Annotated in this window: 11 protein-coding genes and 1 riboswitch; of the genes, 5 read left to right on the top strand and 6 right to left on the bottom strand. The window is 71.1% G+C overall.

The features are described 5' to 3' along the window. Window positions 1-7: 7 nt before the first annotated feature. On the bottom strand, window positions 8-781 hold the full coding sequence (locus tag ADL15_RS34565) for a DUF1684 domain-containing protein (protein ID WP_067699988.1): 774 nt from the start codon (window positions 779-781) through the stop codon (window positions 8-10). Window positions 782-853: 72 nt separating this feature from the next. Beyond that, a riboswitch (SAM riboswitch) is annotated at window positions 854-968 on the top strand. A 33-nt stretch (window positions 969-1,001) separates the two neighbouring features. Here ADL15_RS34565 and ADL15_RS34560 point away from each other — a divergent pair. Genes ADL15_RS34560 through ADL15_RS34545 form a run of 4 tightly spaced genes read left to right on the top strand, consistent with a single transcriptional unit; the run spans window position 1,002 to window position 8,077 of the window. Further along, entirely contained in the window at window positions 1,002-2,225 is a 1,224-nt protein-coding gene (locus tag ADL15_RS34560; RefSeq protein WP_067699986.1) for an aminotransferase class V-fold PLP-dependent enzyme, read from the top strand. Window positions 2,226-2,279: 54 nt separating this feature from the next. Beyond that, the gene (locus ADL15_RS34555; protein WP_067699984.1) at window positions 2,280-4,532 is read left to right on the top strand and encodes a putative bifunctional diguanylate cyclase/phosphodiesterase; all 2,253 of its coding nucleotides are present in this window, start codon (window positions 2,280-2,282) and stop codon (window positions 4,530-4,532) included. A gap of 41 nt (window positions 4,533-4,573) precedes the next feature. After that, the gene (locus ADL15_RS34550; RefSeq protein WP_067699982.1) at window positions 4,574-6,814 is read left to right on the top strand and encodes a glycoside hydrolase domain-containing protein; all 2,241 of its coding nucleotides are present in this window, start codon (window positions 4,574-4,576) and stop codon (window positions 6,812-6,814) included. Between the two features lie 9 nt (window positions 6,815-6,823). Continuing rightward, a complete protein-coding gene (locus tag ADL15_RS34545) occupies window positions 6,824-8,077 on the top strand; it encodes a glycosyltransferase (RefSeq protein WP_067699979.1) in 1,254 nt (417 codons plus the stop codon). Window positions 8,078-8,366: 289 nt separating this feature from the next. Here ADL15_RS34545 and ADL15_RS34540 read toward each other — a convergent pair whose 3' ends face one another. From ADL15_RS34540 to ADL15_RS34520, 5 genes are read right to left on the bottom strand one after another with little or no spacing between them, the layout of a single operon-like run. Continuing rightward, window positions 8,367-9,257, bottom strand: a complete 891-nt coding sequence (locus tag ADL15_RS34540; RefSeq protein WP_067699977.1) for a DUF559 domain-containing protein — start codon at window positions 9,255-9,257, stop codon at window positions 8,367-8,369. A 54-nt stretch (window positions 9,258-9,311) separates the two neighbouring features. Then, window positions 9,312-9,785 carry an SRPBCC family protein gene (locus ADL15_RS34535; RefSeq protein WP_067699974.1) on the bottom strand — a complete coding sequence of 158 codons (474 nt, stop codon included), beginning with the start codon at window positions 9,783-9,785 and terminating at the stop codon, window positions 9,312-9,314. Continuing rightward, a complete protein-coding gene (locus tag ADL15_RS34530; RefSeq protein WP_067699971.1) occupies window positions 9,782-10,138 on the bottom strand; it encodes an ArsR/SmtB family transcription factor in 357 nt (118 codons plus the stop codon). Before ADL15_RS34530 ends, ADL15_RS34535 begins: the two co-directional genes overlap by 4 nt. A 46-nt stretch (window positions 10,139-10,184) precedes the next feature. Next, a complete protein-coding gene (locus tag ADL15_RS34525) occupies window positions 10,185-10,892 on the bottom strand; it encodes a tRNA(His) guanylyltransferase Thg1 family protein (protein WP_067699968.1) in 708 nt (235 codons plus the stop codon). Between the two features lie 22 nt (window positions 10,893-10,914). Further along, window positions 10,915-11,820 carry an NADP-dependent oxidoreductase gene (locus tag ADL15_RS34520; protein ID WP_067699966.1) on the bottom strand — a complete coding sequence of 302 codons (906 nt, stop codon included), beginning with the start codon at window positions 11,818-11,820 and terminating at the stop codon, window positions 10,915-10,917. 126 nt (window positions 11,821-11,946) lie between these two features. Between ADL15_RS34520 and ADL15_RS34515 the strand changes: the two genes are divergently transcribed. Further along, the gene (locus ADL15_RS34515; protein WP_067699959.1) at window positions 11,947-12,801 is read left to right on the top strand and encodes a helix-turn-helix transcriptional regulator; all 855 of its coding nucleotides are present in this window, start codon (window positions 11,947-11,949) and stop codon (window positions 12,799-12,801) included. Window positions 12,802-13,292: the final 491 nt, after the last annotated feature.

Raw genomic sequence — 13,292 nt, 5'->3', positions numbered from 1 at the left:
CCGGAAGTTACCGCGGAAGCTGTTCGCCCGCCTCGACGGCGATCGGGAGTTTGTTCCCGGCCGGCGGCAGCGGGCAGGTGGCGAACTCGGTGTACGCGCACGGCAGGTTCGTCGCCCGGTTGAAGTCCAGCACCACGCCACGGTCCGCGTCCGGCGCCGCGACGGCCAGGCTGCGGTTAGCCGCGTACGTGGTGACCCCCGACGTGGCGTCGGTGAACAGCACGAAGAGTGACCCCGGCGCGCTCCCGTTGAACGCGGTGAGCGACAGGTCCTGCCCGCCGACGCTGAACTCGATACGCCCCGGCGACTCGTAGACGTGCTCGAGACCCTCGGCCACCGAACCCACCGTGATCGGCTGCGGCTCGTCGAACGGCACGAACGTCCCCGGCACGGCCCACTTCTCGTCCGGCGTGTACGCCGGCGTGCCGAGGTACTTCACCAGGGTCTCGTGGCCGGGGTGCCGCGGGCGGAGCACGTCGGACCCGCCCCGCCGGGCGATCTCCAGGATCGCGTCGCCATAACCCACCGTGATGTCGCCGCGTTCTTCGATGGGGTCGAACCGGTGCTCGCCGGCGCCGATGCCGGCCAGTTCCTCGCCGTCACTCAGGGTCACCAGTACGCCGTCCGGGCCGGTGCTCCACTCGCCCGGCGCGTCCGGGAACCGCTGCGGGGTCCCGGTCAGCCAGTGCAGTCCGGTGATCGCGAGGAAGCCGTGCGGGTCGGCCCGCCGCTTCTCGTGCCCGTCGTGCCACTGCGTCCACTGCTGCTCGAAGGTGGTCATCCATCGACCCTAATCCCTACTCTGAGTATGGGATATGGCGCGTGCCTGTGACGTCTGCTAACTTCGTTGCCAGGTCATGAGTGTCAGCGACAAGCCCCGGCTCGCTGACCGGCAACCCTTGCGTTCGCGATGGGGTGCCCCGGGTGAGGACCGGGCCGGCGTCGATCGACGACGGCAAGCGCGGACCCTCGGCGGTCCATGACCTCAGCGGAGGCATGCCATGTCGGCTCTCGGCATCATCGGTGACGACCTGAAGACCGAGCTCCCCAGCGGCGAGACGGTGCGGTTCACCCACCTCGACTACGCCGCGTCCGCCCCGTGCGTGGAGGCCGCCGCGACCGCGGTGGCCGAGCTGCTGCCCCGCTACGGCAGCGTGCACCGCGGCACCGGGGTGCGCTCGCAGACCTCGACCGTGGCGTACGAGGTGGCCCGGGACGTGGTGGCCGAGTTCGCCGGCGCCCGCCCCGGCGACCAGGTGATCTTCACGCGGAACACCACCGACGCGCTCAACCTGCTGGCCCGCGCCCTGCCGGCCGGCACCACCACGATCGTGTTCGACGGCGAACACCATGCGAACCTGCTGCCCTGGCCGAACCCGCTCCGCCTCCCGACACCCGCGTCGCCCGCCGAGGCTCGTCGACTGCTGGAAGACGCACTCCAGGCGCCCGGCGAGAAAGTCCTCACCGTGACCGGCGCGAGCAACGTCACCGGCGAGCTCTGGCCGGTCCGGGAACTCGCCGACCTCGCGCACGCCCACGGCGTACGGGTGATCGTCGACGCCGCCCAGCTCGCCCCGCACCAGCCGGTCTCGATGAGCGACCTCGGCGCCGACTACCTGGCCTTCTCCGGTCACAAGCTGTACGCCCCGTTCGGCGCCGGCGTCCTGGTCGGCCGGGCCGACTGGCTGGACGCCGCCGAGCCCTACCTGGCCGGCGGCGGCGCCAGTGCCCTGGTCGGCGACCGGCCCGGCGAGCTGACCTGGTCGCAGGGCCCGGCCCGGCACGAGGGCGGCACCCCCAACCTGCTCGGCGCGGTGTCGCTCGCCGCGGTCTGCGCGGCCCTGCTGACCGCCGACCGGGACGCTCTGCATGGGCACGAGCAGGAGCTGCTGACCCGGCTCCGGGACGGTCTGCGCGACATCCCGGAGGCCCGGGAGGTGAGCGTCTTCGGCCCGGACCACCCGCGGGTCGGCATCGTCTCCCTCGACCTGCCCGGCCGGGACCCGGCCGAGGTGGCGCGGCGGCTGGCCCGCGAGCACGGCATCGGCGTCCGGGCGGGTCAGTTCTGCGCCCATCCGCTGGTCCGCTCTTTGTTAAAAACCGACAAATCCGGCAGCTGTCACACCGCCGTGACCGGTCTGCTCCGGGCCAGCTTCGGCCTCGGCAGCACCACCGGCGACGTCGACCGCTTCGTCGCCGGGCTCGCCGCGGTGCTTCGCTCCTGAGTAGCTACCGGCCTCACCCTATGACCGTGTGCGGTTCAGGCCGATCTAGCAGTCGTGGGTACCTGGCTGACGTGGCTGCGTGACCGGCTTCCGGCCGGTGGCGGCCTCCGTGATGAGGACTGGGCGGCGCGGCATCGTCTGCTGACGCTGCTGCTCGCCGTCGTCGTGGTCGGCGTGACCGTGTTCGGGGCGCTGCGCCCGGATCAGGGCTCGACCCTGCTCTGGACCGACCTGCTGGTGCTGCCGTGCGTGGTGGCCGGCACCCTGGTGCGCCACCGGCGGCTGCAGTCGGTCTGCGTGGCGATCGGCTTCACGGTCGCCTGCGGCGGGTTCGTCTCGCTCAGCAACGGCCTGACCGAGGCGCACTTCTCGTTCTTCATCGCGGTCGCCGCGCTCGCGCTGTACCGGGACTGGGCGCCGTTCGGCGCGTTCCTGGTCGCCACCACCCTGCACCACGCGGTGTTCGGGGTGCTGGTGAGCTCGCACACCTACGACCACCACCAGGCGATGTCGCACCCGCTGGTCTGGGCGGTGCTGCACGGCGTCGCGGTGCTGCTCGCGGCCGGTTTCCAGGTGGTCGCCTGGGGCCTCACCGAGTCCGAGGAGCGGCGGGCCCAGGACAACCTCGAGGAGAGTCAGGCCCAGCTCAGCGTCGCCTTCGACGAGACACCCGTACCGATGGTGATGTTCGCCCCGGACGGCCGGGTGCTGCGGACCAACGCCGCCTACCGGCACTGGCTGCGGCTGCCGGACCAGCTTCCGGCCGACTTCTCGGTCCGCGACGTGCCGCTCGTCGCGGTGAACGACGAGATGAAGGCGTTCGACCGGGCGGTCGCGTCCCGGGACCCGATCACCATGACCCGCCAGTACCGGCGCACCGACGACGGCACACTGATCTGGGTCGAGCTGCACAGCACCCCGCTCTACGACAAGCAGGGCAAGCTGCGGTTCATCTTCGCGCACTGCATGGACATCACCAGCGCGCGCAACCACCAGGAAGAGCTGCGCCGGCAGGTCCGCCACGACACGCTGACCGGGCTGCTGTCCCGCAAGGCGTTCGAGAACGACCTGGCCGGGATGCTGGCCCGCAAGGAGCCGGTCAGCGTGATCTACCTGGACGTGGACCGGTTCAAGTCGGTGAACGACGGCTCCGGGCACGCGGCCGGCGACGACGTGCTGCGCGCGCTCTCCGCCCGGCTGGCCCGTACCGTGCCGTCCGGCGCGCTGCTGGCCCGGCTCGGCGGCGACGAGTTCGTGGTGGCCCTGGCCGGCCCGCCGGCCGACGGGCTGCGCACCGGGCAGGAGATCCTGGCGTCGATGGGTCAGCCGCTCGACGTGAGCGGCAACCAGCTGCCGATCACGGTAAGTATCGGCGTGGCGTCCGTGTACGGCGCCGAGCACACCGACGACGTGGTGCTGGCCGCGGACACCGCGATGTACGCGGCCAAGCGGGCCGGCGGCAACCGGCTCGAGGTGTTCGCCGAGGGCATGCGGGCGTCGGTGCACGAGCGGATCGCCGCCGAGGCCCGGCTGCGCCAGGCGCTGGCCGGGAACCTGCCGTGGACGCTGCCGCTCTGGTTCCAGCCGGTGGTCTCCACGGTCACCGGCCAGATCGTCGGCGCCGAGGCGCTGTGCCGGATGCGGACCCCGGACGGGCGGATCCTCAGCCCGTACCACTTCATCGGCGCGGCCGAGGAGACCGGCATGATCGTGCCGCTCGGCGAGCACGTGCTGCGCTCCGCGGTCGACCACCTGCTCTACTGGTCCGGGCACCTGGGCTACGTGTCGGTGAACGTCAGCCCGCGGCAGCTGGCCGAGCCGGACTTCGTGCCGAAACTGGCCGACCTGCTCGCCTCGCACCCCGGGCTGGACCCGGCCCGGCTGGTCCTGGAGATCACCGAGACCGCGCTGCTGGCCTCGACGGTCGACGTCAGCGAGCGGCTGGCCACCATCAAGCGGCTCGGCGTACGGATCGCGCTCGACGACTTCGGCACCGGATACAGCTCGCTGACCTGGCTCAAGTCGGTTCCGGCCGACATCGTGAAGCTGGACCGCTCGTTCGTGGCCGGCCTGGCCGAGGACCAGCGCAAGGCGTCGATCATCTCGGCGGTGCTCTGGCTGGCCCGGTCGCTGGGCATGTCCACGATCGCCGAGGGGGTCGAGGAGACCGCCGACTGGGAGGCGCTGAAGGCGGCCGGCTGCCCGGCCGTACAGGGATTCTTCTTCAGCCCGCCGAAGCCCCCGGAAGAGTTCCAGGAGATGTTGTTGAGCGGGGCATGTGTCACTCCTATGGAGCAGTTCACCTGATTGAAACCACAGGAGGGTTCGCGGCCGGTTAGAGTCCCGAAATCCTCGACAACGTTGATCCATTCATCGGCACCGCGGCGACCGACCTGCCCAGGGCACACGGTCTGGCCGCCACTTGGTGGTGGCCCAAGCCGCAGGTGGGTAACACCCACCCCGGCGCGACCTCGCCTTTCGGCATGGTCTCCGCCTGCGCCTACTCCGGCGCCTACCCGACCGGTTACGGCCGGTACGCGAAGAACACCGAGGGCGTGCCCGAGGAGATGTTCGAGCGGACCCAGGCCTCCGGCTTCACCCACTTCCAGCAGTCCGGCACCGGCGCGATCCGCAAGTACTACAACTACGTGCGGGTCACCCCGATGGTCCAGCCGCTGGACGATCTCGGCCAGTCCTGGGCGCTGCACGACGAGCGCGCCGAGCCCGGCTACTACGCCGCGAACCTCGACACCGGGGTGCGCAGCGAGATCACCGTGGGCGAGAAGGTCGCCGTGCACCGGTACACGTTCCCCGACCACCACAGCGCCCGGGTCGTCCTCGACCTGTCCTGCGGCGGCCTGGCGATCGACCTGGGGCGCACGGTTCCGCTGCGCGCCCAGGTGGAGAGCATGGGCCACGGCTGCGCGCAGGGCACCGTGGTCATGGAGGGCGTGCCGCTCTCGGTCTACATCGAGGCGGACACCCCCGGCTGGCGCCAGATGCTCTGGTACGACCGGCGCCTGATCCCGGGCGGCACCCGGCTCGACTTCGACAGCATCCGGCACACCACGCTGCGCCCGTTCGGCCTGCTCTTCATGGGCTCGGCCCGGGCCGGGCAGACCATCGAGGTGCGGATGGGGTTCTCGCTGCGCGGCTGCGAGCAGGCCAAGGAGAACCTGCGGCGCGAGTGCGGCACCGCCGAGCCGGCGTTCGAGAAGGTCCGGTCGGGCACCAGGGCCCGCTGGGGTGACCACATCGGCCGGGTCAAGGTCGAGGGCGGCACCCCGGCCCGGCGCACGGTGATGGCGACCGCGCTCTACCACTCGCTGATCAAGCCGTGCGTCGCCGACGACGAGAGCCCGTTCTGGCCGAACTCCGGGCCGTACGCGTTCGACATCTGCACCATGTGGGACATCTACAAGACGCAGATCCCGCTGCTGCAGGCGATCGCGCCGGACCGGGCCATGGACCTGCTCGAGTCGCTCATCCGGGTCTGCGAGGAGGAGGGCAACTTCCCGATCGGGTACCGGATGGCCCGGGGCGCCGACCGGTTCTTCCGGCAGGCGTCCGCGCTCGCGCACACCGCGATCGCCGACGCGCACGCCCTGGGCCGCAACGGCATCGACTGGGGCTGGGCGCTCGTGCACATGGCCGACGACCTGCGCCGGATGTACGGCGAGGACTTCTTCGAGCACGGCCTGGTGCACCCGATCACCCATACCCTCGACCTGGCCTACGCCCACCACTGCACCGCCAAGCTGGCCCGCGCGCTCAACGACCGGCGCCTCGCCGACGACCTGGAGCGCCGCAGCCACCAGTGGGTGAACGCGTTCGAGCCGACCACCGGCCTGCTGCGCGACTCGGAGTTCTACGAGGGCGGCAAGTGGAACTACTCGTTCCGGCTGCTGCACGACATGGCCGCCCGGATCGAGCTGTCCGGTGGCGACAAGGGTTTCATCGACCAGCTGGACCGGTTCTTCGGCTACGGCGCCGAGCCGGTCAAGCAGCCCGGCGTCGGCCCGCAACCGGCCGAGATGGCGCTCGGCTACGCGCTGAACCGGTTCGAGGGGCTGAACAACGAGCCGGACATGGAAGCGCCCTGGGCGTACCACTACGCCGGCCGACCAGATCGCACCGCCGAGATCGTGCACTCCACGCTGACCTGGCAGTTCGGCACCGGCCCCGGTGGCCTGCCGGGCAACGACGACTCCGGCGGTCTGAGCTCCTGGTACGTCTGGGCCTCCCTGGGCCTGTTCCCGGTCGCCGGGCAGAACCTCTTCCTGGTGAACGCCCCCGCTTTCGAGCGGGCCACGATGCGCGTGGGCGACGAGGAGTTCATCATCGAGACGAGCGGGCACCGCGAGACGCCGATCGGCGTCGACGGTCTCGACCACGACCCGCCGGCCCAGTACGTCCAGTCCGCCACCCTCAACGGCAAACCGCTGCACGCGGGTCACCTGGCCGCCACCGACGTGCACCGCGGCGGCCGGCTGCACCTGAAGCTCGGCCCCGAGCCCTCGACCTGGGCGCACGGGATCCGCCCGCCGTCCCATTCCTTCACCCTCTCCAAACCCCCTGCGAACACCTAAGGAATGACCATGAGCCGTCCTACCCGGAGACTCGTGATCGCGGTCCGCGCCGACCCGGTGATCTGCGGACACTCGGGTGAGGCGCGCAACCTCGCCGAAGTGGCCCTGACCCGGGGCTTCGACGACGTCCGCCTGCTCACCTGGCCGATCCCGACGCTGCAGGCCGCCGGTCTGCCGCTGAAGCCGCTCGACCGCCTGCTCCCGTACAGCGAGGGCATCACCGTCGAACGCCCGGAAGCGGTCGGCGACTACCGCGTCCCGGACGGCCGCCATCTGGCCGGCCTCACCGGGCGTCTGGTCGAGTTGCTCAGCGACGGCGTGCCCACGGTGTGCCTGTCGATGTACCTGGTCCCGCACACCCAGGTGATCAACGACGCGGTGACCGCGGCCCGGGCAGCCGGCTTCAACCCGCAGGTGCACACGATCGCGAAGGCGGTCGGCTCGGACGTCACCAACGTGATCCGCTCCTGCCTGCGCGAGGGCCGCTTCGGCGCCGCCACCGTCCTGCTCACCACGTTCCTGGCCAGCGACGAGGTGGTCGCGGTCTCGGAGTACACCAAGGACGAGATCATCGCCTCGGCCGAGGAGGTCGACGCGCACTGCGGCACGTCCTTCGCCCAGGCGTGCCAGGACCGGGTCACGGTCAGCTACCCGCCGATCGACTCGTCCGCGTTCCTCGGCCTGGAGCAGGACGCGGTCGACGAGGCGCTGAAGAAGCGCGGCCTGGAACGCGGCAAGTACATCCTGTTCCTGTCCCGCGTCGCCCGGGCCAAGGGCATCTACGACCTGGTCATCGCGTACGGCCAGATGGCCGCCCGGGACGAGTATCCGCTGGTCATCGCGGGCAACGGCCCGGCCCTGGACCACGTCCGCGCGATGACCAAGGAAGACGACCGGATCATCTTCCTCAACGACGTCGACGACGACGAGAAGCCGCTGCTGATGGCCGGGTGCGCCGCCTACGCGCTGCCCACCAAGCCGGAACCGGACTTCGTCGAGACGTTCGGCATCGCCCTGGCCGAGAAGATGCTGGCCGGCGGCGGCCCGATCGTCACCACCCTGACCGGCGGCACCGGCGAGGCGGTCGGCGACACCGCCATCATCATCGAGGCCGGCGACATCAACGCCCTCGGCGACGCCCTGGACCGTGTCGTCCTCGACATGCCGGAATCCGAGAAACACGCCATGGAGACCCGGGCCCGCGACTTCGCCATGCAGTTCGACCGGGTAGCCGTCTTCGACGACCTCTTCCCCACCCCATAACGCTTCGTCCGGAAAGGAGGCGGCCGCTCCAGGCCGTCTCCTTTCCTGGTACGACCTGTGCACAGCCCCCACCGGTCAGACGCGACGCCGCCCACCCCCAGACCACCCCGCGCCTCCCGGGCGGCGCCTGTGGTCACCGCCCGCAGCCCCCGTCGGACCGGGCCGCCAGCGCTAGCTGCACGGTCCCGGCTGGTCGTGGGGGCCGTTATGGGGGTCGGATAGGGGCCGTGGGGGCCAGCTGGGTGGTCTCGGCTGGTCGTGGCGGCCCTTAACCTGATCGATCGCGGGGTCAGCGGTGCTTGGCCAGCTCGGTCGCTACCGCCAGGACCGTCTCCCGGGGCAGCCGGAGGACGTCGTTCGCGGTGAACCGCAGGATCGTCCAGCCCTGCCGCTGTATCGCCTGTGCCCGGCTGATGTCGCGCCGGAACTGTTCGCGTTCCCGGTGATGATCACCCTCGTACTCGACCGCCACCCGCGCCGCCGGCCAGCCGAGGTCCACCCGCGCGATCAGGCGTCCGAGGCTGTCCCGGATCTCGTACTGCGGCTGGGGCGCCGGCAACCCGCCGTCGTGCAGCAGCAGCCGCAGGCGGGATTCCATCGGCGATTCGGCTCGCCCGTCGGCGAGGCTCAGCACCGTCTTGAGCAGTGGGATGCCCGGCCACCGGCCGCGCAGCCGGGCCAGCTCCATCACGGCGCCGGCGTCGAGCGTCCCCTGCTGGAGCAGCGCGTCGAACAGCACGACGGCGTGGACGCGGGGCAGCCGTCGCCCGACATCGAAGGCGGTGCGTTCCGGCGTCGTCACCGGTGTCCCGTCGAGCTCGGTGAGGTCGTCGAGACCGAGCACGGTGTGATGGACCGCGACCCGGGGAAATCTGTTCATCCACCGGTCGCGGGGCGCCACCACGGACACCGGCGGATCGGGGTGCACCAGGGGCGCGCCCCAGAGATGGGCGGCGCTGGCGCCACCGATCGCGGTCCCGGCCGGCATGACGAGTCCCACGGCTGTGCACCGGAGCCGATGGTCGACGGGCAGGTCCCGGTGCGCATACACGTCGGGTAGCAGCCGCTGCCATGCCCGGCTGCGCAGCATCTTGCGGCTGAGCGTGCCGTCGCGGATCGCGGCCGACCCCCGGAACGGGGCCTTGGTCAGTGATGTGGGTACCTGGGCGACGCGTGACATCAGGACAGGGTCCCGAAATCCCGCGCCGCCCGCTCGGCCCTGTGGACAACCGGTCTACAGGGCGCCCTTGGTCAGGAGGGTGTCCAGTTTGGTGTAGCCCTCGTTCACGCCGGTCTCCATGCCGCTCTGCAGCCAGGCGTCCCGGCCGGCGATGCTGTCCACCAGGGACTGGGCGTGCAGGCGGGTCCGGCCGTCGCCGAGGTCCTCGAAGGTCAGCGTCTCCAGGGACACCCCCTCGGGCATGCCCTCGAACGTGAACGTCTGGACGATCCGCTCCGGGCCGACCTCGTGGAACGAGCCGTGGAACCCGTACTCCTCGGTGCCCTGCACCGCGACGTAGCGCCAGGCGCCGCCGGTCGTGGCGTCCCAGCGGTCGATCCGGGTGACTGTCGAGTCCGGGCCGCACCACTGGGCGAACAGCTCCGGGTCGGTGTGCGCCCGGAAGAGCTGCTCCGGGGTGGCCGCGAAGTCCCTGGTGATCCGGATGATCGGCAGGTCCTTGTCGGCTTCGATACGTGCCTCGCTCATCGTCCTTCTCCCTCTCGCTCGTTCGGGTCCTGGGCAGGCAGGGCGCGCAGCACGGCGTCCAGGCGCTGGTAACGCGCCTCGGCCCGGCGCCGGTACTGCTCGATCCAGCCACCGACCTCGTCGAAGACGTCCCGCTCCAGCCGCACCGACCGGGGTTGCGGCCCCGGCGGCCGGCTGACCAGCCCGGCCTCCTCGAGCACCTTGAGGTGCTTGTAGACCGCCTGCAGCGACATCGGGTAAGGCTCGGCGATCTGGTTCACCGTCGCGTCACCGGCCGACAGCCGCGCCACCATGTCGCGCCGCGTCGGATCGGCCAGCGCGGCGAAGACCCGGTTCAGCTCATCCGCCGCCATGCCGTCCCTCGTTTCAACTTATCGGTTGAAAGGCAACCTAGCACACTCAACCGATGAGTTGAAAGACCAGTTCCCGGTACGCGTTCTTCATCGGCAGCTCCCGTTCGACGCAGATCCGCCGGCGTTTCGTCAGGGCGTCGATCCACCACAGCCCGACACCCCGCCGCTGCCAGGCCGGCACCTCGTTGAAGTTGATCCCGTGCCGGAACAGCAGCTCGTTCTTCTCGGCCGTGCTCGCGCCGTCGATGGCCCGGGACGCCTCCGACCGGGACGCGCCGCCGTTGCGCAACGTCCAGTAGCACCACCCGTTCAGCGCGCTCCGCGCCACGTCACCCTGCCGCCAGGAGAAGTAGTCGGCCACGTCCCCGGCCGCCGTGCCGAGCCACACCCGCGAGTCGAAGTGCCCGGCCACCCCGGCCGCCTGCGTGAAGGTGGCGCTGGCGATCCCGGCCGAGATCGACACGAGCTTCTCCACGCCGCGGCCGAACAGATCGAACCGGGGGTCGAACAGCAGCGAGATCTCGTCGCTCGCGGTGTACGCGTACCGCGCCCCCAGCTCGGTCAGCAGGGTCTGCGCGGTGACCGTCATGTGCCCGGCGAATCGCTCGTCGAACGGCTTGGTGAAGTGCTGCTCGGTGAGGCGGGAGAAGCCCCGCCCGTCCAGCCGCAGCACGGTCCAGGCGCCGGGCAGCACGGTGAGCGAGTGGAAGTACTCCCGCGCGCGCTGCCCGGCCTCGAAGGCATCGGCATCCATCGGCCAAGGATCACAGCCGGCCCTACGGGCGCAGAACGATTTTCCCGCGGTTGTGCCCGGTCGCGCTCTGGTCCTGGGCCCGCCCAGCCTCCGGCAGTGGGAACGTCGCCGCCACCGTGACCCGCAACGTCCCGGCCGCCGCGAGCCGGGCGTGCTCGGCGAGCAGGTCGGCACGGTTCCGCCCGCCGCCGGAGAACACCACGCCGAGCTCCCGGGCGGCCGGATCGGCGATCGTGACGACCCGCTCGGCGGTGCCGCCGCGCAGCTCGATCGAGTCCGGCAGCACGCCGTACCCGGCCGCGTCGAACACCGCGTCCACGCCCTGCGGCGCCAGCGCGCGGACCCGGTCCACCAGCCCCGCCCCGTACGCCACGGGTGTCACCCCCAGCGACCGCAAGTGATCGTGGTTGGCCGGTGACGAGGTTCCGATGACGGTCACGCCGGCGGCGACCGCGAGCTGGACGGCGATCCCGCCGACCGCGCCGGCCGCGCCGTGCACCAGCAGGGTCTCGCCCTCCTTCACGGCGAGCAGGTCCAGCACCCGCTGCGCGGTCTCCCCGGCGACCGGCAGCGCCACCGCCTCGTCCCAGCCCAGGCCGGCCGGCTTGCGGGCGACCACGGTGGCCAGGGCGTATTCCGCGTACGACCCGGTGTCGGTGAACGCGATCACCTCGTCGGCGACGGCCAGGCCGGTGACGTCCGGGCCGAGCTCGTCGATCACCCCCGCCGCCTCCACGCCCGGGACGGCCGGGAACGTGGTCGGGAACACCTGCTGCATGACCCCACTACGGATCTTGAAGTCGAGCTGGTTCAGGCCGGCCGCCCGTACCCTGATCCGCACCTGACCCGGGGCGGGCCGCGGGAGGGACACCTCCCGTACCGAAAGAACCTCCGGACCACCGAACTGCTCGAACATGATCGCCTTCATGGCGCACCCGCCTCTCTCGAAGTCGTCCGCCAGGCTGCCGCCCGCGGACGGCGTTGAGGAGCGGACGGCTCTGGCTAGGATCAGCAGTCCTTGGCTGCTCGCCGGCGATTGCGCCACGATGAGGGCATGGACCGACCCGGGCTCGCCGACTTCATCCGCCGCTGCCGGCACCGCCTGCGGCCGCAGGACGTCGGGATGACGGCCGGCCCGCGCCGGCGCACCCCGGGCATGCGCCGCGAGGAGGTGGCCCTGCTGGCCGGGATGTCCGCGGACTATCTGATGCGTCTGGAACAGGCCAGAAGTCCGCAGCCGTCCACTCAGATGCTCCGCGCTCTGGCGCACGCGCTGCGGCTCGACGAGGACGAGCGCGATCACCTGTACCTGCTGGCCGGGCACCGTCCGCCGGCTGGGCGACTGGCCGGCAGCCACGTCCGCCCGGGCCTGCTGACCCTGCTCGACCAGCTGACCGCGTCCCCGGCCCAGATCGTCAGTGACCTCGGCGACCTCCTCGCTCAGAACGCGCTGGCCGAGACCCTGTTCGGCGACATCTGCGCGACCGGCCCGCACGACCACGAGCAGGACCACAACATCGTCTGGCGCTGGTTCCACGATGACCGGATGCGATCAGCGGTCCCGGTCGAGGACCACGACGACGCCAGCCGCTTCCACGTCGCCGACCTGCGCGCCGCGGTCACCCGCCGGGGCAACGACGCGGTGTCCGCCGCCCTGGTACAGCGGCTGCGTGACGGCAGCGCCGAGTTCGCCGAGATCTGGGACCGGCACGAGGTCGCGGTGCGCCGCACCAGCCGGCTGCGGCTGCAGCACGCGACCGTGGGCCTGCTCGAACTCGACTTCGAAATGCTGCTGACGCCCAGCGAGGACCAGCGCCTGATCCTGCTGACCGCGCCGCCGGGCACGCCGTCCGCGGAACATCTGGCGCTGCTGCGGGTCGTCGGCCAGGAGTCGTTCACCGGCGCCTGACCGCAAAAGATCAAAATCAAGATGTCGTGCGTCCGCTGTGGTGCAGATCGTCGCTCCCGCCGGGGCCCCTGCGGGCTCCGCTGGCCGCTGACGCGCCCAGAACGCGAAGCCCTCCGGGGCGACGCCCGTGGGTGGTCGCGGAAAACCCCTGGTAGCGCCGATCCCGCCACCGCCAGCCGTTCCACAGTCAGCACCCATCCACAAGCCACCCCCACCCCCACCCCCCTCCCCACCACACTGTCCAAGGGGGAGCCCCCAGGGAGGGCGGGCTCTGCGCGAAAGTGTGCAGAAATGGTGCACTACACACAAGCCGCCCTACAGCAGGGCTCGCCATCTTGTGTGTCGAGCTGTGGCGCACTCCACGCCAAAAGTCCCCACGCAGCGCCTGTCGCGGTCTTGTGTGTGGAGTTTTGGTGCGGAGCGCGCCGAAAGTCCCCACGTAGCGGCTGTTGTGGTCTTGTGTGTGGAGTTTTGGTGCGGAGCGCGCCGAA

The organism is Actinoplanes awajinensis subsp. mycoplanecinus (genome assembly GCF_001509495.1).
Lineage (GTDB): Bacteria > Actinomycetota > Actinomycetes > Mycobacteriales > Micromonosporaceae > Actinoplanes > Actinoplanes palleronii.
This window is presented reverse-complemented; position numbering and strand designations above follow the sequence as displayed.